Consider the following 21,654-nt stretch of genomic DNA (forward strand, 5'->3'; position numbering starts at 1 on the left):
AAATAGCTATGCATCTCCGGCGTAGGGCGATTATTTCCAAAACGCTGATGATTCTCTTGGCGGTTTTCAATCTGTCCGCAATGTCGATAGATGTCAGCGCACAACCAGCCCTCCCAACCCTCGGCGACACCAGCGACCTCACTACAAGCGCCGAGCGCCGCTTGGGCGACCGCATCATCCGCGAGTTGTACCGCGACCCAGACTACGTCGATGACCCAGTGGTGGCCGACTATGTGCAAGGCATATGGCACCCCCTCCTGGCAGCAGCCAAGGCTCGGGGAGAACTCCGTGCCGAGCTGGACGAGCGCTTTGCCTGGGAGATCCTGCTGGGACGCGATCGGACGGTGAATGCCTTCGCCTTGCCCGGTGGGTATCTGGGGGTGCATCTGGGTTTGATCGGAGTAGTGGTCACGCGCGATGAATTGGCCTCGGTACTGGCACACGAGCTGAGCCATGTGACCCAGCGTCACATCTCGCGACTGATCACGCAGCAGAGTAAGCAGACGCCCTTGCTGCTGGGGGCCATGGTGCTGGGTGCACTTGCGGCCAGCAAGAACCCGGGCGCCACGCAGGCCCTGGTTGTGGGAGGCCAAGCCTTGGCCATTCAGAATCAGCTCAATTTCTCGCGGGACATGGAGCGTGAGGCGGACCGCATTGGCTACGGGCTGATGGCCCCCGCAGGTTTTGCGCCCCAAGGGTTTGTGAGCATGTTTGAAAAGCTGCAGCAAGCCAATCGACTCAATGACAATGGGTCCTGGCCTTATTTGCGCAGCCACCCGCTGACCACGGAGCGTATGGCAGACATGCAGTCGCGCATCCCTCCGGGTGCAGCGTCTGCGCCGGGCGCCGCAATGCAGGCTTCCAGCGAACATGCCATGGTGGCTGCGCGGGCGCGTGTGCTGTCCAACCCCGGAGTGGATACCTTGCGCCAGTGGATCGCTGAGCCCAAGGGCTCTGGGTTTCAGTCGCAGCCACTGCCGCGACGGGCCGGCGCGCTGTATGCGGCGGCGTTGGCAAGCAGCCAGTTGCGTGATGCGGCAAATGCGCGTCTGATCGCGCGCCAACTGGACGACTTGGTGCGGCAGGACGCCGCTGCGCATCGCCTCGCACGCCTGTTGGTGGCAGAGACCGAATTGGCAGCTGGCGATGCATCTGCGGCCCTGCCGTCCATTCCAGATTGCAACAACGCGCGCAGGCCAGAACTTGTGCTGCGTACCCAAGCCCTGTTGCGCGCCAACCGACCCGCGGACGCCACGCAAGCCTTGCAAACCTGGGTGGCAACCCACCCCAAGGATGCGACTGTGTGGCAACTACTGGCGTCCACCTGGCAAGCACAAGGCCAGGCGCTCAGGGCGATTCGTGCCGAGGCAGAAGCGCAGGCTGCGCGCTATGACTATGCCGCCGCTGTAGACCGGTTCAAGGCCGGCCAGGATATGGCTCGCCGCGGCGGTGCGGCGGTGGACCATATTGAGGCCTCCATCATCGACACGCGCCTGCGTGCGATGGAGTCACTTCTTCGCGAACAGGCCGCCGAGCGCTGATTCGATGACCAGGCCCAGCACCGAGTAGATCAGCGAGCCCAGCAGCGCAGCCCCAAAACCGGCGACGTGGAAGCCGTCCAGCACGCTGGCCGCTGCCCAGAACATGAGTGCGTTGATGACGAAGAGAAACAGCCCGACCGTAACGATGGTGACGGGTAAGGTGAGTACGACCAGCACCGGTCGCAACACCACATTGAACAGGCCGATCACGAAGGCCGCGATCAGCGCCGAGGTGAAGCTTTTCACCTCCACACCGCTGTAGATGTAAGCCACAAACAGCAGCGATGCAGCGCTGAGCAGCCATTTCAGAAGAAGTCGCATGGCCGGAGAATAGCACTGGCCTGCTGTGCTGCAATCATTGGATGTGGCTTGCCTGGCCACACACGCCTACCGGCCTATTCGAGCGCCAGCACCCACAACACACCAAAGCCGGTGAGCACGCTGCCTAGCGTGCCCGACAGTGACGACCAGCGCCCGTCCACGCGGCCGGTGGGCTGCACAGGCTCGGACTTGGGTCGGCGCGCGTCCACCACGGGTGCGGTCACCATACCGCCGGCATCTGCCTGAAGTTGAGCCGTGAGCTCGGCCAACGGGCCCTTGGCCACCACGGTGGTTACAGCCCCCGAGGGGGTATGAAGTGTCGGAACAATTTGTGCGAACAGCTTGTCCGCCCACTTGGTACGCCAGTTCTCGCGGGTGCTGTGGCTCACCCATTTGCTGACACGGTGGGTCATGCGTGGCGCACACGCTACCAGCACCCAATGGGTGTGTGCGCTGGCTGGGCGCCCACACAGGGGTGCCAGCACTTGCTGTGCGTACGCTGCGTCGTCCACATACACGATGACTCTGTCCATACCCACCTCCAGGTGTGATGCTGACCACAGGGGAGCGGTATGGCCCCCTGCGCCGCCTCAGATGCAATGCAATCCGCGTGAAGCGGTCAGTGCCCAGCCGGTGCCGAGCCGGCACTGGCACGGCGAGCCAGGATGATCTTGCCAGCCAGCAAAACCAGCAGCGCACCGGCCACACTGGCCCCGTACTTCACGACATCGGTGACTTCGCCGCTCACACTATCGACGGGCATCTTGAGCATCCACTGCCACTTGTCAGGGTTGGCGAGGGCTGGGTCGGTGACCAGCATGCCGCCGGCAATCCAGCCCAGCAGCATGCCACCCAGCGTGATGATGAGGGGAAACCGCTCCATGAGCTTGATGACCAGCTGACTCCCCCAGACGATGATCGGGATAGAGATCAGCAGACCCAGCACCACCAGCAGGAACGAATGGTCGCCTGCGTTCTGGGCCGCACCGGCAATAGCGATCACGTTGTCCACGCTCATGACCAGGTCGGCCACAATGATGGTCTTGATGGCAGCCAGCAGCTTGTCGCTGCCTTGCACGTCGCCATGGCCCTCTTCATCGGGAGCCAGCAGCTTCACACCGATCCACACCAGAAGCAGCGCACCCACGAACTTGAGGAAGGGCAGCGCCAGCAAGGTCATCGCAAAGGCGATCAGGATCACGCGCAGCACGATGGCGCCCGCAGTGCCCCAGATGATGCCTTTGGTGCGTTGTGCAGGGGGCAGTTTGCGGCAGGCCAGGGCAATGACCACGGCGTTGTCACCACCCAGCAGGATGTCGATGATGATGATCTGGCCGAGTGCGAGCCAGAATTCGGGCGAAGCCAAAAAGTCCATAAATTCCTCAATGTCAGTGGCGCGAAACGAGGATCCTGGCGCCACTGTAGCGCCGAGTCCCCCGCAGGGATAGGGGGCTTACGGTGACCTGGTCAAGGAAGGCTTGCCCCAGACAGGGGAGACATGGCAAGCGAAGGGACGGCCTTGATCAGCCCACGGTGGGCCCATCAAAGGTCTTGCTCAGTTCTACACAAGCTGGTTATGCGTGAACCCGGATTGCCGGAAGCAAAGCTTCGTATTGACGACAAATCCGATGCCTTGTGCCGCTCAAGCCCGGATGGCGGTGGGCTGGCTGGCAAGGCGGGAGCTACTCCCCTTCGAGACCGCGATTGGAACATTACCGGCGAGGCAGCGCAAGGGCCGGGGTGTTGTGGTTACTGCGTACACGCCGGGGTGGGGCTGGGCGTGCTACCTCGCTCGGGGAAATACGGCGGATACCACCACTGCCAGCATCCCTTGTGGCGGGCCGCTATCATCCAGCCCCTCTTGTGCCCCTGCGCTTGCGCGTCCCTTGCCCCCCTTTCATGGCTGCCATCCACATCACCGACATCGAAGCTGCCATCAATCACTGGCGGCACCGTGCGCCCGCATCACCCGATGGGTTGGGTCTGGCGCCTGAGGTCCAGGCCCTGGGGGAGGTCTATGCGCTGATGGTCTACGGGCACACCACAGAGATCGACGAGGACAGCCTGCCTTCCGCAGCCATGGCGGCATGGYAGGCCTGGTACGACACGACGCCCGACACMCCYTGCATYGCCATYTGCTCCACCAGCCARGGCGACGACCWGTGCAAGGGCTGCGGGCGCASYTTCGACGAGGTGCAATTCTGGCCCTCGTTCACTCCGGCGGAAAAGCGGGGGGTGTGGCGCCGTATCACGCTGGAGCACTCGGCCTGGCGTTTCAACCGATACGCCGAGCGCGCGGCAGAGGGCGTGACCGCGCCAGGGGCGCCAACGGCGGGGTAGGTTGATTGGCGATGGGCTGTACGCACGCCCGGCAAACCGCTAAGGTGGCGCCATGCTGCGCTTGACCCAAGCTCCGAACATCGCCATCGCCACCCTGTGGGCGGATCTGCTGTGCGAAGCGGGCATGACGGCCTCTGTGCAGCGCCAGTACCTGGGCGCTGCCGCCGGACACCTGCCACCCGATCAGTGCCTGCCCGAGATCTGGCTGGACCACGAAGAGCACGCTGCGCGTGCACAAGCCTTGCTGCAAGAGTTACACAACCTGCCGCAGCGCCACTGGGCCTGTCTCTGTGGCGAGTGGGTAGAAGGCGGTTTTGAACAGTGCTGGAATTGCGGAGCGTTCATGCCGCGCGACTGACGGTATTGGGTGGTTTGCTATATATTTGATAGCTAGTAAGGCATATTCCTCTAGCGCTACCAGGAACTTTGCCCAAAAACGCCCTCACTTCCAGCGTACAGGCTCCACATGCACGCTGCCTTGTGTGCTGCTGAGGGTGATGGATCCTTCCTGCACTGTGGCCTGCAGCTGCATGCTGCGCTCGGCCAGCTGCGCCAGCGCTTGCGACGCCTCGGTCGGAATGCGCCAGACCTGCAGCTTGTCCAGCCGCGAAAGCTTGGTTTCAATTCCCTTCCACCAGATCTCGGCCGCGTGGTTGAAGCAGTACACGATCACCGAGTCAGCCTTGCTGCAGGCTTTCGTCAGGGGCTTGTCTTCCGGCTGCCCTACTTCGATCCACACTCGCTTGCGGCCGGTGAAGTCCGTCAGCGATGCATCTGGGTCATCCGGGTCCGACAGCCCTGCGCCGAACGCGAGCGTGGCGTCGCCATTGCAGAGGTCATTGAGCTGGTGCGCCTGAATGGCCAGGGCTGCCAGCCGCACCATCATGCGCTCGTCGGTTTCGCTGGGGTGGCGTGCCAGGGTGAGCGCATGGTCGGCGTAGTAGCCGTGGTCGATGTCGGCGATTTGCAGGTTCGCCTTGAAAATGGTGGATTTGATGGCCATGGGGTGTATCAAAAACAAGAGCTGCCAGCGCAAGTATTTACTTGCTTTGGCAGCTCTAGAGGTTTCAAAAGCCCGTGCTATCAGCGCAGGCAGCTATCATTTTTATACGCGACGGGCCAGCTCGGCCGCCTTGCCCACATAGCTRCCGGGCGTCATCGCCAGCAGTCGGTCCTTTTCGGCCTGAGGAATCTCCAGCGACTGGATCAACCCGTGCAGCGCTTCGGCTGTCACGGTCTTGCCCCGGGTCACTTCCTTGAGCTTTTCGTAGGCACCCTGCACTCCAAAGCGGCGCATCACCGTCTGGATGGGTTCAGCCAGCACTTCCCAGGACGCGTCCAGGTCTTCGGCCAGGGCTTCTTCGTTGATTTCGAGCTTGTTCAGGCCCGTGAGCAACGAGGCATAAGCCAGCGTGGCGTAGCCCAGGGCCACGCCCATGTTGCGCAGCACGGTGCTGTCGGTCAGGTCACGCTGCCAGCGGCTGATGGGCAGCTTTTCGGACAGGTGCTTGAGCAACGCGTTGGCCAGGCCCAGGTTGCCTTCGGCGTTCTCGAAGTCGATGGGGTTGACTTTGTGCGGCATGGTGGACGAGCCGATTTCGCCCGCCTTGAGGCGCTGCTTGAAGTAGCCCAGGCTCACGTAACCCCAGATGTCGCGCGAGAGGTCGATCAGGATGGTGTTGGCACGGGCGACGGCATCGAACAGCTCGGCCATGTAGTCATGGGGCTCGATCTGGATGCTGTASGGCTGGAARSTCAGGCCCAGGCCSAGMGGCKCSGGYGTYTCGATGACCTTSYKGCTGAAKGCYTCCCAGTCRAARTCGGGCCAGGCRGMCAGGTGGGCGTTGTAGTTGCCCACKGCRCCGTTCATCTTGCCCATGATCTTGACGCTGGCGATGCGGTCGCAGGCGGTTTGCAGGCGCATCACCACGTTGGCSATTTCCTTGCCCACGGTGGTGGGGCTYGCSGTCTGGCCGTGGGTGCGGCTGAGCATGGGCACTTCGGCAAAGGCGTGGGCCATTTCGCGCAGCTTGAGCACGATGCGGTCCAGCCCTGGCAGCACCACCTGGTCGCGACCCGAGCGCAGCTGCAGGGCGTGGCTGGTGTTGTTGATGTCTTCGCTGGTGCAGGCAAAGTGCACGAACTCGGAGGCTTTTTCCAGCTCGGGGCGTGCCTCGAACTTGCTCTTGATCCAGTATTCGACCGCCTTCACGTCGTGGTTGGTGGTCTTCTCGATCTCCTTGATGGCTGCAGCATCGGCCTCGGAGAAGTTCTTGACCAGACCCAGCAAGTAAGCGCGCGCTCCGGTGGTGAGGGGCTTGAACTCTGCAAACCCTGCATCCGACAAGGCAATGAACCACGCCACTTCCACTTGCACGCGGCGGTGCATGTAGCCGTGCTCGCTCATGATCGGGCGAAGGGCGGCAAGTTTGGGGGCGTAACGGCCGTCAAGCGGCGACAGGGCGGTGATGGTGGACAGGCTCATGGCGCACGATTGTAGGCGGGGCCGGTCGGCGGGGTTTGTGGGGGCGGCGCATCAGTCGGCCTCATGCCGGGTCGCTGTCGATAGAATCAAACCCGAATTGTTCAGCATTCCCCGCGCACTGGAAGACACACCATGAAATTGATCGGAGCCACCGCCAGCCCCTACGTGCGCAAGGTACGTATCGTGATGGCTGAGAAAAAGCTCGACTACCAGTTCGTGCAAGAAAACGTCTGGGCAGACGACACCCATATCTCCGCATCCAACCCCCTGGGCAAGGTGCCCTGTCTGGTGATGGAAGGCGGCGAGGCTGTGTTTGATTCGCGCGTCATCGTCGAATATCTCGACACCCTGTCGCCCGTGGGCAAGCTCATCCCTTCCCAGGGCCGCGAGCGGGCTGAAGTCAAAACCTGGGAGGCCCTGGCCGACGGCGTGATGGATGCCGGCATCCTGGCCCGCCTGGAAGCCACCTGGGTTCACCGCAAGGACAGCGAACGCAGCCAGGCCTGGATCGACCGTCAACTGCTCAAGGTGAACGATGGCCTCAAGTCCATGAGCCAGGGCCTGGGCGACAAGCCCTATTGCAGCGGCATCCACCTGAGCCTGTCGGACATCGCCGTGGGTTGCGCTCTGGGTTGGCTGGAGTTCCGCTTTCCCGAGATCGCCTGGCGCAGCGAGTACCCCAACCTGGGCAAGCTGCTCGACAAGCTGATGCAGCGCCCGAGTTTCGCGGACACCAAGCCCGCCTGACCCCGTCGCTCGGCTGCTGAAAGGCTCCGGCAAGCCCGTCCTCCCGCAGAGTGCCGCGGGTCTTTGTGCAGTCCGGTCCCCTGCTTGCCGTATGCTCCCGGGCGTATGAACGAAATGGTTCAAAACCCACCCCCCACCGCTGGTATCAGGGCGACCCGCCAGCGCGCCGCGCGCGAGGCCGCTGCCACGCCGGGCGCCGATCGGGTGCGCGTGAACGACCCAGACCGCACCATGGCCAACATCCTGCAGGTGGCCACGGCAGAGTTTGCCGACAAGGGCCTGGCCGGAGCCCGCATCGACGAGATCGCGGCACTGACCAGCACCAGCAAGCGCATGATCTACTACTACTTTGGTAGCAAGGAAGGTCTGTATGTGGCGGTGCTGGAAGACGCCTACCGCCGCATCCGGCGCATTGAGTCAGAGCTGCACCTCGAAGACCTGGCGCCCGAGCAGGCACTGCGCACCCTGGTCGGTTTCACGGTGGACTACCAGCTTGCCAATCCCGACTTCATCCGCCTGGTCATGAACGAGAACATGCACCGGGGCGAGTACATCACCCAATCCGCCACGATCCAGGAACTGAATATCCCAGTCATCCATGCCGTGCGCGACGTGTACCAGCGTGGCGTGGCAGCGGGGGTTTTTCGTCCGGATGTGGACCCTGTCGATCTGCACATGTCGATTTCGGCGCTGTGCTTTTTCAACGTGGCCAACCGCCACACCTTTGGCGCGATCTTCAAGCGCTCGCTGGATACGCCTGCCGCCACGGCGCAACGCCGTGAATCGATCATTGAAATGATCGTGCGCTTTCTGCGGCCCTGAATCGAATCCCCCCGGCGCGCTGCGCGCCTGGCACCCCGCTGTTCTTTAGGGCCATGAGCCGGAGGACGCTCTTCGCCGGGCGTGGTTGACCCATCCATCGCGGCCCCACGCCGCGCCACCCAGCACTGCCCTATCGCTGTTCGCGAGCAGGGTTTGCACCTAGATCAAATACTAACCAGTTCGTACAAAATTAAATCCACTAACTGATAACGACTGGAGACACCATGCTTGCACTGGCCGACCGCTGGCTCGGGCGATACACACGCGCACTCGACATGCTTTCCGGTCTGTGTCTGGCAATCATGGTGGTGCTGGTGTTCGGCAACGTGGTGCTGCGCTACACGGTGAACTCGGGCATCACGGTGTCCGAAGAGCTGTCGCGATGGCTGTTTGTGTGGCTGACATTCATGGGGGCCGTGGTGGCTTTGCGAGAGCATGGGCACCTGGGCACCGATGTCTTGGTGTCTCGCCTGCCCGCTGCGGGCAAGAAGATCTGCCTGGTTCTCGCTCAGATCTCGATGCTGTATGTCTCCTGGCTGCTGCTCAAAGGCAGCTGGGCCCAGATGCTGATCAATGCCGACACCGAAGCGCCGGTGACCGGGGCGTCCGTAGGCATCTTCTATGCCAGCGGCGTGCTCATGGGCGCATCAGCCATTGCCATTCTGGTCCGCGATCTGCTGCGCACGCTCTTTGTGCCGCTGGGCGAGCATGAGCTGGTCATGGTGCAGGAAAGTGAAGAACTCGCGGCACTGCAACACCGCACGGAAGACGCCAGTGCCACCCCTCCCTCGGCGGGCACACGCCACTGATCCCTCTTTTGCACTGGAACGCGCACCATGACCGTCACCATCTTCCTGGGCTCCCTGCTGCTTGCCATGGCGATCGGTGTCCCCATCGCTTACGCGCTGCTGATCTGCGGTGTGGCGCTGATGTGGCATCTCGACCTGTTCGACGCGCAGATCCTGGCACAGAACGTGATCAACGGCGCGGACAGCTTCCCGCTGCTGGCCGTGCCGTTCTTCATGCTGGCGGGCGAGATCATGAATGTGGGCGGGCTGTCCAAGCGCATCGTGAAGCTGGCGCTCACCGTGGTAGGCCATGTCCYCGGTGGCCTGGGCTACGTGGCCATCATGGCGGCCGTGATCCTGGCGGCAGTGTCGGGCTCGGCCGTGGCGGACGCGGCGGCCTTGGCGTCGCTGCTGCTGCCCATGATGGTGGCTGCGGGGCACAACAAGGAGCGTTCGGCGGGCTTGATTGCCTCCGCCGGGATCATCGCGCCAGTGATACCGCCCTCGATCGGCTTTGTGATCTTTGGCGTAGCCGCCAACGTGTCCATCAGCAAGCTGTTCCTGGCGGGCATTGTTCCCGGTGTGCTGCTGGGGCTCTCGCTGGCTGTGACGTGGTGGTGGCTGGTGCGGCGCGAGAACGTGGCGCCGCCGAAGCGCGCAACGCGCGCCGAGCTGCTGCTGGCGTTGCGCGAAGCCGTCTGGGCCCTGGGCCTGCCCATCATCATCCTGGTGGGTCTGCGCATGGGGGTGTTCACACCCACCGAGGCCGCTGTGGTGGCCGCCGTCTACTCGTTGTTTGTCGCGATGGTCGTGTACCGTGAGCTGACCCTGCGTCAGCTGGTGGAGATCTTTCAGACCTCCGCACGCACCAGCGCCGTGGTGATGTTTCTGGTCGCTGCAGCCATGGTGTCGGCCTGGCTCATCACCGTGGCCGACCTCCCGTCTGCCGTCATCGGCATGCTGGAGCCCTTCATGGGCAACCAGACGTTGTTGCTGATCGCGATCATGGTGCTGGTSATGGYGGTSGGCACSGCGATGGATATGACGCCGACCATCCTCATCCTCACGCCYGTSCTGATGCCGGTGGTCAAGGCSGCGGGCATTGACCCGGTGTACTTCGGCGTGCTGTTCATCATCAACAACGCCATYGGSCTSATCACGCCRCCSGTGGGCACSGTGCTCAACGTGGTTGCCGGGGTGGGCCGCATTTCCATGTCGCAGGTCACCCGGGGTGTCATGCCGTTCATGGTGGCGCAGTTCATCGTCATGTTCCTGCTGGTTCTGTTCCCGTCCATCGTTCTCGTGCCCTTGCGCCTGCTTGGGGGCTGACCCTCCCTCCCGCGCCTACCGTTTCTGCCTGCCCAAAAACCAAGGAGACCATCCCATGAAGCTGCTCAAGACCCTGCTCGCCACGGCCCTCGTCGCCGCATCGCTGCTGCCCGCTGCGCACGCGCAGGAGCGCACCATCAAGTTCGCCTTCCAGAACCAGAAGGACCACCCGCAGGCCCAGGGCGCGCAGAAGTTTGCCGACCTGGTGGCGGCCAAGACCAACGGCCGCATTGCCGTCAAGCTCTTCCCCGGCGGCACGCTGGGCGGCGACCTGCAGACCGTATCGGCGCTGCAAGGTGGCACGGTGGAGATGACGGTGCTCAACGCGGGCATTCTGTCGGCCCAGGCCAAGGAATTCGGCATCTACGACTTCCCCTTCCTGTTCGCTACGCCCCAAGAGGCTGACGCCGTGACGGACGGCCCCTTCGGCAAGAAGCTGCTCGAAAAGCTGCAGGCCAAGAACCTGGTGGGCCTGGGTTATTGGGAGCTGGGCTTTCGCAACCTCACCAACAGCAAGCGCCCCATCACCAAGGCTGAAGACATTGCAGGCCTCAAGATCCGCGTGATCCAGTCGCCCATCTACATCGACATGTTCAACGCGCTGGGCGCCAATGCCGTGCCCATGCCCTTCCCCGAGCTGTACACGGCCATGGAGCAAAAGGCCGTGGACGGCCAGGAGAACCCGTTCTCCACCATCCTGTCGTCCAAGTTTGCGGAGGTGCAGAAGTACCTGACCGTGACGCGCCACATGTACAACCCCCAGGCCGTGATTGTGAGCAAGAAGTTCTGGGACAGCCTGAACCCTGCTGACCAGAAGGCGCTGACCGATGCCATGGCCGAGGCCACCACCTTCCAGCGCGGTGTGTCGCGCGTGCAGGCCAATGTGGCACTGGAAGACCTCAAGAAGGCCGGCATGCAGGTGTCCGAGTTCTCGCCTGCCGAGCTGGACAAGCTGCGCGCCAAGGTGAAACCTGTGGTCGAAAAGCACAGCGAAAAAGTGGGCGCAGAGACGGTGAAAGAGGTCTACGCCACGCTGGCCAAGCTGCGCGGCGGCAAGTAAGCCCCACGCTGCTCTCCCTGCACGGCTGCCAGTGGGCCCGCCACGCCCGGCCGTGCATTCACCCCGTATCCCGCCCGCCCCATGAGCATCCAGCTGCTTGATCCCCCGGTCACCACACCCACGTCCGCCATGCCATCCACAAGCCCCCGCAAGGTGCTGATCGGACTGATCGGTGCCGGCATCCAGAAATCGCTGTCGCCCGCGCTGCACGAAGAAGAAGCGCGCCATCACGGCATGCGCCTGCACTACCAGCTCATCGACCTTGACCGCTCTGCTTCCTCTGCGGAGCATCTGCCCACGCTGTTGTCGGCGGCGCGCATCATGGGCTACGCGGGCTGCAACGTGACCTACCCCTGCAAGCAGGCGGTGATTCCGCACCTCGACAGCCTGTCCGAAGAAGCGCGCGCCATGGGCGCCGTGAACACCGTGGTCATCCAGGGCGGAAAACTCGTGGGCCACAACACCGACGGATCGGGCTGGGCTTGGGGCTTTACCCGCGCACTGCCTGGCGCCGACCTGCGCCGCGTGGTGCTGCTCGGCGCGGGCGGTGCAGGCGCTGCGATTGCACACGCCGTGCTACGGCTGGGCGCTGAGCACCTGAGCATCGTCGATGCGCAGCCCGAGCGTGCGGCTCAACTGGCAGCCGACGTGAATGCGCTGTACGGCGCCCGGGCCGAAGCCTCCGACATCCAATCGGCCATGGCGCAGGCCACAGGCCTGATCCACGCCACGCCCACGGGCATGGACAAACTGCCCGGCCTGCCACTCGATGTGGCCCTGCTGCGGCCCCCGATGTGGGTGTCCGAAGTGGTGTATTTCCCGCTCGACACCGCCCTGGTGCAGGCCGCACGCGCGCTGGGCTGCCGGGTATCCGACGGCGGTGGCATGGCTGTGGGCCAGGCCGTGGGCGCGTTCGAGCTGTTCACCGGCGAGGCGCCCGATGCGGCGCGCATGGATGCACATTTCCGCCGCCTGGTCAGCACGCGCTGATGCCACTGCCCGCCGCAACCCCCAAGGAGCCGACACCATGAGCACCCCGATGATGGCCGCCCGCGAAACGCTGGGCGAACTGCCCAACCCCCTGGGCTTGCAGGGCGTGGAGTTCATCGAATACGCCACCAGCCGTCCGCAGGCCCTGGGCCAGGCGCTGGAGCGCATGGGCTTTCAGCCCGTGGCGCGCCACCGGTCGCGCGAGGTGCTGCTGTACCGCCAGGGCGACATGAACATCATCGTCAACGCCCACCAGGACAACGAGCTCACCGGCGTGCACTCCCCGCCCGCGCTCACTGAAGCGCCGGTGCTCGCCGCCATTGCTTTTCGCGTGGGCAATGCGGCCGCGGCCTACCGCCGGGTGCTGGAACTGGGCGCCTGGGCCGTGCACACCGAGGTCGAGGTGATGGAGCTGAACATCCCTGCCATCCACGGGGTGGGTGCCAGCCGCATCTACTTTGTCGACCGCTGGAAGGAGTTCTCCATCTACGACGTGGACTTTGTGCCCATCCCCACCGTCAACCAGCGCCCGCCCGCGTTGCAGGGCCTGCACCTGTTTGGCGTGGTGCAGTACATCGGCCTGGGCCGTGGGGAGGACTGGATCCACTTCTACAGGGAACTGTTTGGCTTCGCCGAGCTGGCACCGGATCAGTCGTTTGGCGTGCTCACCCACGGCCGCATACTGGCCAGCCCCTGTGGCACGCTGCACTGGCAGCTCATCGAACCGCTGGTCGATGCGCTGGAAGCCGACCCCGAAGAGTTGCTGCAACGCGTGGCCTTTGGCGCGCCCGACGTGCTGGCCACGGTGCAAGCGCTGCGCGAGCGCGGCGTGGACTTCGTCGAGTCCCCCACCGGCGTGCACACGGGCACGCGCGGCGCCCTCACCCGCGCAGATGCCGGCGCACCCAGCTTCGAACTGGTGCTGGACGCACGCTGAGCCTGGAGACTGCCCCATGCGCACATCCACCATGCAACGCAACGTCGCCGACTTTGGCATGGACACCATCAGCCTGGCCGGCCCGCTGGAGGCCAAGCTCGCCGCCGTCAAGGCCGCCGGATTTGGCCAGATCATGCTGGCCGCGCGCGACATCGTGGGCCACCCCGAGGGCATCGAGGCCGCCGTGCACGCCGTGCGCAGCAGCGGTCTGCGGGTGACGGGCTTCCAGGTGCTGCGCGACTTCGAGGGTCTGTCCGGCCACCTGCACAGCTACAAGGTGGACATCGCCAAGCAGATGATCCTGATGGCGCGCGACCTGGGCGCGCCCGTGCTGCTGGCCTGTAGCTCCACGTCTTCGCACGCTACGTCTGACGCCGATACCATTGCGCGCGACCTGCGCAAGCTGGCCCTGCTGGCGCTGCCCCATGGCATCCGCGTGGCGTTTGAGGGCCTCTCCTGGGGCCGCCACATCAACGAGGTGCACCAGGCTTGGGCCGCCGTGGAACAGGCCGATTGCCCCAACCTCGGGCTGGCCATTGATTCGTACCACCAGTTCGCCACCAGCACGCCGCTCGCGGCGCTGGAGGACGTGGACCCCGCCAAGATCTACCTCGTGCAGCTGTCCGACTTCATGTGGCAGGAAACGCGCACAGTGCAAGAGCGCATCGAGACCGCGCGGCACTTTCGCGTGTTCCCCGGCGAAGGCGTGCACAGCAAGGCGCTGGCCGAACTGGTACGCACGCTGGACGGCATGGGCTATCAGGGCGATTACAGCTTTGAGGTCTTCAACGACGACTACCAGCAGCTGCCTCTGCCCTATGTGGCGCAACGGGCGTGGAACAGCGCGCTGTGGCTGGCCGAAGGCGTGTTGCAACGCGCAGTGCCCTTGCCCGGGCATTCGCGCATCCGGGCAGTGGGGTGAAGAGGGTGAGCAGGCCCCGGGGACCCTGTGCACGAATCGCCGCGCCGTGAGCATCTGCGGTCCCGGGCAGCCTGCGGTGTTGCAACACTTCGCAATAGCGACAGCTGGTGCTGCGTTTTGCGCCTAGCAGACCATTCCGATCCACAGCGCCCACTTACCGCTCGATGCGTGCAGCGGATCCCTAGCTGTTGGCGCGCTTTTTGAGCCAGCGCATCAGTGCGCCCACCACGGGCAGCTTTTCGTACATCTCTTCGGCCGCATCCCAGTAGTCGCGGTGCAGCGTCACCAGACCCTGTTCGTCCAGCACCAGGTGCGAGGCACCACGCACCGTCTGCGTCACGCCCTTGTGAAAGTCCTTGAAAGCGAACAGGAAGTCCCAGGTCAAGAAGCACTGCGTGCCCTGCACCACCCGCCCGGTGACCACAAAACGCGGCTGCTCCAGCGCCTCGAACATGTGGGCAAAAATGGCCTGGATGGCAGGCACGCCCTGCACCTCGTTGAAGGGGTCCTTGAAGCGCGCCTGTGGTGCGTAGAAATGGCCAATGGCCGCTATGTCGGCAGGCGAGAGGTTTTCAAAGAATGCGACAACGCGCGTGACGGCTTCTTCGGTGGATGGGGATGTGTTCGGGGGCTGCATCGCAAAAGTCAAAGGCCTGTGAAGCGGCGAACGGCGGGGAAGTACCAACGGTACGGCAACAGCCGCAGAAGCTTCATCACGCGTGTGAAACGCTTGGGGAAGTGGATGTCGAAATGCCCCCGCTCCCAGCCCTGCACGATGGCCGCCGCTGCTGCTTCGGGTGAGATGAGGGCCGGCATGGTGAAGTCGTTGCCCGCCGTGAGTGGCGTGGCCACAAAACCAGGGTTGATCACGCTCACGCCCATGCCCAGGTCGTGCAGGTCCAAGTACAGCGCCTCGGCCAGGTTGATGAGGGCAGCCTTGGTGGGCCCATAGGCCAGGCTCTTGGGCAGGCCGCGAAAGCCTGCCACGCTGCTGATCAGGCTCACATGGCCTGGGCGCCCGGCCTCCGCTGCGGCCAGCATGGGGGGCAACACGGCGGCCAGCACGTGCAGCACGCCGTTGTAGTTGATCTGCTCATGGCGCAGCATCACGGCCAGATCGAAGTCGGTGGCGCGCATGTCGCGGTAGTAGCCCGCGCAGTAGCACACCAGGTCGGGCGCCCCTCCCGCGAGCACCTGCGCTGCGGCGGCCTGCACCTGTGCCGGTTCGGCAGTGTCAAAAGCCAGCGCCATGCTGCCGGGGTGCTGCACGACAAAGGCGTTCAGTGCATCACCGCTGCGCGCCGACACGATGACCTGCGCACCGCGCGCATGCAGCGCGGCTGCGGTGGCCTGGCCAATGCCACTGCTGGCCCCGATGAGCCAGGCCCGGCGGCCCTGCCAGTCGCGCAAGGGAGGGTTGAGGCTCATGGTGCGCGTTTGGTGAAGGACAGCGTGATCTCGCCCAGGCGCACGCCGAACTTGGTCATGGTGGCGCGGTTGAGCATCACCCGGTCGTCGATGAGGTACATCCAGTCGTCCAGGTCCACGTTGTAGACCTTGCCATCCACCGGCAGGGCCAGCGTGTAGTTCCAGCGGAAGGCGTTGCCGCGCGTCTGGCCGTTGGCCGTGCCCACCACATCGTCGGCGGTGCCGGTGTAACGGCCGTCCGCGTGCTTGGTCAGGCGCCAGATGCGGCGCTGTGTGGTGCCGTCGGAGTAGGTGAAGGCTTCATCCAGCACGCCCTCGTTGCCTTTCCAGCTGCAGTCCATCACCACGGTGAAGCGTTTGACGATCTGGCCGCTGCGGTCCTGGAAGATGCCGTAGGCGTCGATCTTGCCGTTGAAATACTGGGCCAGGTCCAGCACGGGTTTCTCGGTGGCGTAGCCATCGAGGTTCTGGCTGGCGCAGCCGGACAGCACCACGGGCGCAGCCACAGCGGCGGAGAGGAGGAGGCGTCTTTGCATCATGGGTTGTGCCTTGGGGGTATCGGTGTCAGGTTCCAGCCATCGCCGCACCGCGTGGGTGCCGTAGAAAAAGGACGTACAGCGCTGCTGCTGCCGCCAGCTTGAGCGCGCAGGGCAGCACGGCGTAGGCCAGGCCCAGTGTCTGCAGGCCGTCATCGCTGCGCGTGCCCGGCGCGTAGCCCAGCCAGCCCAGCAGGGGCAGCGCCAGGCCTGCCGCCAGGGCCAGGTTGAGTTTGGTGGCAAAGTTCCACCAGCCGAAGTACGCGCCCTCGTGCCGGCCGCTGTCGCCCTCGGCCGCGATCACGCCCGCCAGCAGGGCACTGGGCAGGGCCAGGTCCGTGCCCAGGGCCACGCCTGACAGCGCGCAGACCAGGAGGAACGGCAACACATCACCCGCGCCCAGAAACGCCGTCCACACAAACACGGCAATTGCCAGCAGCATGCCCGCCAGCCAGGTGCGCGCCAGGCCCCAGCGCGCCACGGCACGCAGCCACAGCGGGATGGACAGCGCCGCACAGACAAAATAGGCCGCTAGGAACATGGGCTCCTGCGCAGGCGGGGCCTGCAGGCGGTCCTGGATGAAGAATAGCACCAGCGTGGCCGGGATGGCACTGGCGATGCCGTTGAGCATGAACACGGCCAGCAGGCGGCGAAAGGCAGCCCGTCCCCAGGGCCGCCACAGGCTGGCACGCTGTGCCGGGCGGTACACGCCCGCCATGGCCTCTGCATGGTCTGCGGGGCGCGGGGCTCTGGTCCACGCCCACCAGCCCAGCAGCAGGGTGAGGGCAAACACACTGAGCATCACCGGCAGGCCCAGCAGCGCGGGCAGCACCGAAGCCAGCACCACGCCCACCAGCGCGGCGCCCTCACGCCAGGCCACGATGCGGCCGCGCTGCAGCTCGTCGCCGCCCAGCCGCGCGCCCCAAGACTGGTGCGCAATGCCCAGCTGGCTGTAGGCGGTGTAGGTGATGAGCAGCGCCACCAGCGCCCAGGCGATGAGGGCATCGGCCCCGCGCACCTGCGGAAAGAACAGGCTGGTCAGCCCCAGTGCCAGCACCACGGCCGATACCGCGCCCACCGCCAGCACGGCGCGCACCGAGCGGCCGAACAGGTAATCGGACAGACGCCCCAGCAGCGGGTCGGACACCGCGTCGAACAGCCGCGCCGCCAGCAGCACCGAGCCCAGCGTGGCAAGCGGCATGCCGAACTCGCGTGCGTAGTGGTTGGGCAACAGCACATACAGTGGCAGCGCCACAAAAGCCAGCGGCAGGCCCAGCAGCCCATAGGCCAGGCCTTGGCTGGCGCGCATGGGCGTGGTGGTGGTCATTGCTGCCCTTGTCCCGCAGTGCGGGTGGCCGCGATCAGCTCTTGCCGCAGTCCGGGCTCGGAGGTCTGCGGCGACAGCCAGATGCCGAAGAACAGACGCGAGAACTCGGCGTCGGGCACCTCGCCCACCACACGCCCGCCCATCTTGAACACGGCGCCCGCGCCGGGCTGGTACAGGCCCAGCAGCCGGTCGCCGGCCTTCACATCCGGCAGCGCGGCGGTCAGTGCCTGCTGCCAGCGCGCGGCCTGCTGCGGCGTGAAGCTGCCCACGCGGCGCATCTCTTCGATGGAGCGCTTGGCAATGGCCTCGGCCGAAAAATCGCGGTGGTAAGTCAGCTCCAGCGCCAGGGGGTGGGCGGCGTAGTTGTCGGCATCAAAGCCGGGCTGCACCCACAGCCGCGCACGGTAGATCTCAAACCCCAGAAACCGCAGCACGCCCTGGCCCACCAGGCGGGCCCCCGACAGCGGGGCTGCGGCGGCTGCGCTGGCCTCTGCAACCTGCGCCAGCGCGGTTTGAGGGCCAAAAGCCATCAATGCGCTAGTGAATATTGCGGTGGCAGCTATATTTTTCATAGCAATCATCAGTCCTTGGCCAGGGTGTACTGCACCAGGTCGATGTTGCTCATCGCAAACGCCGCCTCGCAATACGCCAGGTAGAACTCCCAGATGTGCATGAAGCGCTCGTCAAACCCCAGCTGCAGGATCTGCGTGCGCTGCGCCAGGAAGCGCTCGCGCCACCGCTTGAGGGTTTCGGCGTAGTCCTGGCCAAACGCAAACTCGTCGACCACGCGCAGGCCTGCCGCCTCGGCTTCGCGGCGGAACTCGCGCGGACACGGCAGGCAGCCACCCGGGAAGATGTACTGCTGGATGAAATCCGTGGAGCTGATGTAGCGCTCGAACAGGCTGTCGTCGATGACGATGCTCTGGATGCAGGCCCGGCCGCCTGGCTTGAGCAGGCGGTTCACCGACTGGAAGTAGGTAGGCCAGTATTCGCGGCCCACGGCCTCGACCATCTCGATGGAGCAGATGGCGTCGTATGGGCCGTCCTGGATGTCGCGGTAGTCCTGCAGGCGCAGGTCGGCGTGCTCGGCCACCCCTTGCAGCGCCATGCGCTTTTGCGCGAAGGCGAGCTGCTCGGTGGAGAGTGTCACGCCCGTCAGGTGGGCGCCGAATTCGACGGTCGCCATCTCGGCCAGCGCGCCCCAGCCACAGCCGATCTCCAGCACCCGGGAATTTGGCTGCACACCGGCCATGCGCAACGCGCGCCGCACCTTGGCGTGCTGGGCAGCGCGCATGTCGCCGCCTGCATCGCCCTCGAACCAGGCGGACGAGTAGTTCATCGTGTCGTCCAGCCAGAGTTCGTAGAACGCGTTGCCCAGGTCATAGTGGGCGTGGATGTTCTTCTGGCTGTTGGCGCGGGTGTTGCGGTTGAGCAGGTGCTTGATGCGGTACAGCAGGCGGCCGGCCCAGGTGCCGTAGATCACGCCTTCCACCTGCTGGCGGTTGGCGATGAAGAGCTTGAGCAGATCGGTCAGGTGTGGGGTGGTCCAGTCGCCCGCGATGTAGCTCTCGGCAAAGCCGATGTCGCCCGACTTGAGCGCTGCGCTGCAGACATTCCAGTTCTTGAGCGTGATCGCCGCCGACGGGCCATTGCCGTGCCCGAAGTGCTGCAGGGTGCCGTCAGGCAACTGCACCGTGAGGTGGCCGTGCTGCAGGCGCTGCAGCAGCCTGAGCGCGGTGCGGGCGGCTGCCGGCGTGCCTGCGGGCAGGGCCTGCGCGTTGCGGTCGGAGCGGGTGGCGGTGGTGGAGTTCATGGCGGCGGTCTCGCGGGGCTGGAACGACATGGAGATCAACGGGTCACGATGGAGGCAGGCGCCTCGGGCTTGCGATGGAAACGCACGCGCTTGAGCCACAGCTGCAGCGCGTGCCAGTGGATGCGGGCAATGATGGCCAGTGTCATGGCGGGGTAGCCCCAAAGCGCCTGGCGCAGGGTCTGTGCGGTGATGGTCTGCAGGGTGCCGCTCACGCTGGTCTGGATGAGCGGGCCGGTGTCGTCGTCGTGGTCGATGCGCACCACGGTGCGGCCTGCGTCCTGTGCACCGGCCTCGGTGCGCATGAAACGAAAGCGGTAACCGCCGCTCACCTCGCAGAACGGCGACACGTGGAACACCTTGCGTGCCTGCTGTTCCACGCCGTACTGCGGCGCATCCAGCAGGTAGCAGTGGCGCTCGCCAAAGGTGTTGTTCACTTCCACCACGATGGCGCGCAGGGGGCCATCGGCACGGTGGCAGTACCAGAAGCTCACGGGTTTGAAGGTGTAGCCCAGCACACGGGGGTAGCAGTGCAGCCACACCTCACCTGTGGCGTCGGTGATGCCTTCGGTGCGCAGCAACTCGTCCAGCCAGGCCAGCGCCCCGCCCTGCGCGGCGCTGCGGCCGTCGCCGTGGTCCGCATCGTGGAAGCTGATGGCGCCACGCCGGTTCACAGCCAGCTCCCCACGCATGCCGGGCAGGCTGCGCATCGGCAGCATCAGGAAAAACGTGGGGTAGGCGAACGCATGCCGCCGGGGCCGCAGCCGCGTGTGGCGCACCTGGCCGAAGCCGATCAGGGGCGCTGCGGTGGGGGCCGGCGCTTGGCTCACGCAGCCTCCGCCAGGGGGGCTGGCAGGGCGGCCAGCAATTGCTCGGCCACGGCCAGGCCCGATTTGAGGCCGTCTTCGTGGAAGCCGTAGCCCGTCCAGGCGCCGCAGAACCAGGTGTGCTGCTGCCCTTGCAGCTTGCCCACCTGCTGCTGCGCGCGGATAGCGGCCATGTCGAACACCGGGTGGGCGTATTCGTAGCTGCCGATCACATGCTCAGGCGCAATGTCGCGCACCGGGTTGAGCGACACCACCACGGGCTGCGCGAACGGCACGGGCTGCAGCTGGTTGATGAGGTAGTGCAGGCACACGCGGGCCGACTCGCGGCTGCGCTGCGGGGCACGCTCGTAATTCCAGGCGGCCCAGGCAGCGCGGCGCTCGGGCAACACCGAGGTGTCGGTGTGCAACACGGCGCGGTTGGCCTGGTAGCGGATGGCGCCGAGCACGGCGCGCTCTTGCGTCGAAGGCTGGGCCAGCAGCGCGAGCGACTGGTCCGAATGGGTGGCCAGCACCACCTGGTCAAAGTGTTCGGTGTGGCCTGCGGTCACCACGCGCACCCCGGCGGCGTCGCGCTCGATGCGGCGCACGGGGGTGTTCAGGCGCTTGTCGGCAATGCCCGCCACGATCTTGTCCACGTAATGGCGCGCACCGCCAGACACCGTCCACCACTGGGGGCGGTTGCTCACCTGAATCAGGCCGTGGTTGTGGCAGAACCGGATCATGGTGGCCACTGGGAACTTCAGCATCTGGTCGGTGGGGCAGCTCCAGATGCAACCCAGCATGGGCAAGAAGTACCAGTCGCGGAAGGCATCGCCAAAGCGGTGCTCGCGCAAAAAGTCGCCCAGCGGCTGCATCAGCGCTGCCTCGGCCTGCTTGTCGGCAATGCGCGTGCACAGTTGGTTGAAGCGCAGCAGGTCGCGCAGCATGCCCAGAAAACGCGGGTTGACCAGGTTGGAACGCTGGGCAAACACGGTGCTGAGGTTGGTGCCGCTCCACTCCAGGGCTCTGCCCCCGCCCAGGGCTGCGGGCACCTGCACCGAGAACGACATGTCCGACTTGGCCGTCTCCACGCCCAGCTCGGCCAGCAGGCGGATCAGGTGGGGATAGGTGCGCTCGTTGAACACCAGAAAGCCGGTGTCCACGCCGTGGGTGACCGGGGCGCCTGACGCATCGGGCAGGGTGACATCGACGGTGTGGGTGTGGCCGCCGAAGTAGTCGCCCGCCTCAAACAGCGTGATGTCCGCCTGGCCGCGCAGCTGGTGCGCGACGGAAAGCCCGGAGATGCCGGAGCCGATGATGGCGATTTTCATGACCGGCTCCCTCTGGCCGGTGCACGGAATAAAAAGGTTGCGAAGCGTCCCGAAACGAATAAGAGAGGGAGGGAGGAGAAGCGCTCCAGGAGGTCAGTCGGAACCCGGGGGCCCGAAAGGCTTCGCAACATTAA

The 21,654-nt window shown here is 65.1% G+C and carries 24 protein-coding genes; 11 read left to right on the forward strand and 13 right to left on the reverse strand.

Annotated elements, in window-relative coordinates; all coding sequences use genetic code 11:
- Positions 1–80 precede the first annotated feature (80 nt).
- Entirely contained in the window at positions 81–1,541 is a 1,461-nt protein-coding gene (locus AC04MI_RS00005; RefSeq protein ID WP_436076761.1) for a M48 family metalloprotease, read from the forward strand.
- On the opposite strand, the gene AC04MI_RS00010 is transcribed toward AC04MI_RS00005, so the two are convergent.
- The 3 genes from AC04MI_RS00010 to AC04MI_RS00020 all read right to left on the reverse strand — a co-directional run bounded on the left by AC04MI_RS00010 (position 1,509) and on the right by AC04MI_RS00020 (position 3,237).
- The gene (locus AC04MI_RS00010; RefSeq protein ID WP_056056593.1) at positions 1,509–1,862 is read right to left on the reverse strand and encodes a phage holin family protein; all 354 of its coding nucleotides are present in this window, start codon (positions 1,860–1,862) and stop codon (positions 1,509–1,511) included. The genes AC04MI_RS00005 and AC04MI_RS00010 overlap by 33 nt on opposite strands.
- Before the next feature lie 74 nt (positions 1,863–1,936).
- Entirely contained in the window at positions 1,937–2,395 is a 459-nt protein-coding gene (locus AC04MI_RS00015) for a hypothetical protein (RefSeq protein ID WP_056056591.1), read from the reverse strand.
- Between the two features lie 86 nt (positions 2,396–2,481).
- Complete coding sequence (locus AC04MI_RS00020; RefSeq protein ID WP_056056589.1) at positions 2,482–3,237, reverse strand: TerC family protein; 756 nt, start codon at positions 3,235–3,237, stop codon at positions 2,482–2,484.
- Positions 3,238–3,761: 524 nt separating this feature from the next.
- Here AC04MI_RS00020 and AC04MI_RS00025 point away from each other — a divergent pair.
- Both AC04MI_RS00025 and AC04MI_RS00030 read left to right on the forward strand, forming a co-directional pair.
- Positions 3,762–4,202, forward strand: a complete 441-nt coding sequence (locus tag AC04MI_RS00025) for a DUF3717 domain-containing protein (protein WP_476496847.1) — start codon at positions 3,762–3,764, stop codon at positions 4,200–4,202.
- Between the two features lie 52 nt (positions 4,203–4,254).
- On the forward strand, positions 4,255–4,560 hold the full coding sequence (locus tag AC04MI_RS00030; RefSeq protein WP_121941350.1) for a putative signal transducing protein: 306 nt from the start codon (positions 4,255–4,257) through the stop codon (positions 4,558–4,560).
- Between the two features lie 84 nt (positions 4,561–4,644).
- Here the strand turns inward: AC04MI_RS00030 and AC04MI_RS00035 are convergent, their stop codons facing one another.
- Together AC04MI_RS00035 and purB are read right to left on the reverse strand one after the other, a co-directional pair.
- Positions 4,645–5,205, reverse strand: a complete 561-nt coding sequence (locus tag AC04MI_RS00035) for a YaeQ family protein (RefSeq protein ID WP_056057564.1) — start codon at positions 5,203–5,205, stop codon at positions 4,645–4,647.
- Between the two features lie 102 nt (positions 5,206–5,307).
- A complete protein-coding gene (purB, locus tag AC04MI_RS00040; RefSeq protein WP_476496848.1) occupies positions 5,308–6,687 on the reverse strand; it encodes an adenylosuccinate lyase in 1,380 nt (459 codons plus the stop codon).
- Positions 6,688–6,819: 132 nt separating this feature from the next.
- Between purB and AC04MI_RS00045 the strand changes: the two genes are divergently transcribed.
- The 8 genes from AC04MI_RS00045 (at position 6,820) to AC04MI_RS00080 (ending at position 14,282) form a co-directional block, all read left to right on the forward strand.
- Complete coding sequence (locus AC04MI_RS00045) at positions 6,820–7,434, forward strand: glutathione S-transferase N-terminal domain-containing protein (protein ID WP_056742845.1); 615 nt, start codon at positions 6,820–6,822, stop codon at positions 7,432–7,434.
- Between the two features lie 105 nt (positions 7,435–7,539).
- Entirely contained in the window at positions 7,540–8,256 is a 717-nt protein-coding gene (locus AC04MI_RS00050; protein ID WP_260668911.1) for a TetR/AcrR family transcriptional regulator, read from the forward strand.
- 224 nt (positions 8,257–8,480) lie between these two features.
- A complete protein-coding gene (locus tag AC04MI_RS00055) occupies positions 8,481–9,065 on the forward strand; it encodes a TRAP transporter small permease (protein ID WP_260668910.1) in 585 nt (194 codons plus the stop codon).
- Positions 9,066–9,092: 27 nt separating this feature from the next.
- Entirely contained in the window at positions 9,093–10,373 is a 1,281-nt protein-coding gene (locus AC04MI_RS00060) for a TRAP transporter large permease (protein ID WP_476496850.1), read from the forward strand.
- A 55-nt stretch (positions 10,374–10,428) separates the two neighbouring features.
- Positions 10,429–11,433 (forward strand): TRAP transporter substrate-binding protein, encoded by a 1,005-nt coding sequence (locus tag AC04MI_RS00065; RefSeq protein ID WP_436076762.1) that lies wholly within the window; start codon positions 10,429–10,431, stop codon positions 11,431–11,433.
- 81 nt (positions 11,434–11,514) lie between these two features.
- Positions 11,515–12,423, forward strand: a complete 909-nt coding sequence (locus AC04MI_RS00070) for a shikimate dehydrogenase (RefSeq protein ID WP_108497021.1) — start codon at positions 11,515–11,517, stop codon at positions 12,421–12,423.
- 37 nt (positions 12,424–12,460) lie between these two features.
- Complete coding sequence (locus AC04MI_RS00075; protein WP_436076763.1) at positions 12,461–13,360, forward strand: VOC family protein; 900 nt, start codon at positions 12,461–12,463, stop codon at positions 13,358–13,360.
- 16 nt (positions 13,361–13,376) lie between these two features.
- A complete protein-coding gene (locus tag AC04MI_RS00080) occupies positions 13,377–14,282 on the forward strand; it encodes a sugar phosphate isomerase/epimerase family protein (protein ID WP_436076764.1) in 906 nt (301 codons plus the stop codon).
- A gap of 181 nt (positions 14,283–14,463) precedes the next feature.
- Here AC04MI_RS00080 and AC04MI_RS00085 read toward each other — a convergent pair whose 3' ends face one another.
- The 8 genes from AC04MI_RS00085 to AC04MI_RS00120 are packed head-to-tail and all read right to left on the reverse strand — an operon-like array spanning position 14,464 to position 21,520.
- Entirely contained in the window at positions 14,464–14,919 is a 456-nt protein-coding gene (locus tag AC04MI_RS00085) for a nuclear transport factor 2 family protein (RefSeq protein WP_436076765.1), read from the reverse strand.
- An 8-nt stretch (positions 14,920–14,927) separates the two neighbouring features.
- Positions 14,928–15,710, reverse strand: a complete 783-nt coding sequence (locus AC04MI_RS00090) for an SDR family NAD(P)-dependent oxidoreductase (RefSeq protein ID WP_436076766.1) — start codon at positions 15,708–15,710, stop codon at positions 14,928–14,930.
- Positions 15,707–16,249, reverse strand: coding sequence for a DUF3833 domain-containing protein (locus AC04MI_RS00095; RefSeq protein WP_056056565.1), 543 nt, complete (start codon positions 16,247–16,249; stop codon positions 15,707–15,709). Before AC04MI_RS00095 ends, AC04MI_RS00090 begins: the two co-directional genes overlap by 4 nt.
- Positions 16,250–16,274: 25 nt before the next feature.
- Entirely contained in the window at positions 16,275–17,573 is a 1,299-nt protein-coding gene (locus AC04MI_RS00100; protein ID WP_436076767.1) for an MFS transporter, read from the reverse strand.
- Positions 17,570–18,103 carry a chalcone isomerase family protein gene (locus tag AC04MI_RS00105; RefSeq protein WP_309828066.1) on the reverse strand — a complete coding sequence of 178 codons (534 nt, stop codon included), beginning with the start codon at positions 18,101–18,103 and terminating at the stop codon, positions 17,570–17,572. Before AC04MI_RS00105 ends, AC04MI_RS00100 begins: the two co-directional genes overlap by 4 nt.
- A 50-nt stretch (positions 18,104–18,153) precedes the next feature.
- The gene (locus AC04MI_RS00110) at positions 18,154–19,386 is read right to left on the reverse strand and encodes a class I SAM-dependent methyltransferase (RefSeq protein ID WP_436076990.1); all 1,233 of its coding nucleotides are present in this window, start codon (positions 19,384–19,386) and stop codon (positions 18,154–18,156) included.
- 35 nt (positions 19,387–19,421) lie between these two features.
- Complete coding sequence (locus AC04MI_RS00115; protein ID WP_436076768.1) at positions 19,422–20,213, reverse strand: DUF1365 domain-containing protein; 792 nt, start codon at positions 20,211–20,213, stop codon at positions 19,422–19,424.
- The gene (locus AC04MI_RS00120) at positions 20,210–21,520 is read right to left on the reverse strand and encodes an NAD(P)/FAD-dependent oxidoreductase (protein WP_436076769.1); all 1,311 of its coding nucleotides are present in this window, start codon (positions 21,518–21,520) and stop codon (positions 20,210–20,212) included. Before AC04MI_RS00120 ends, AC04MI_RS00115 begins: the two co-directional genes overlap by 4 nt.
- Positions 21,521–21,654: the final 134 nt, after the last annotated feature.

This window comes from Acidovorax sp. LjRoot204 (assembly GCF_056175785.1).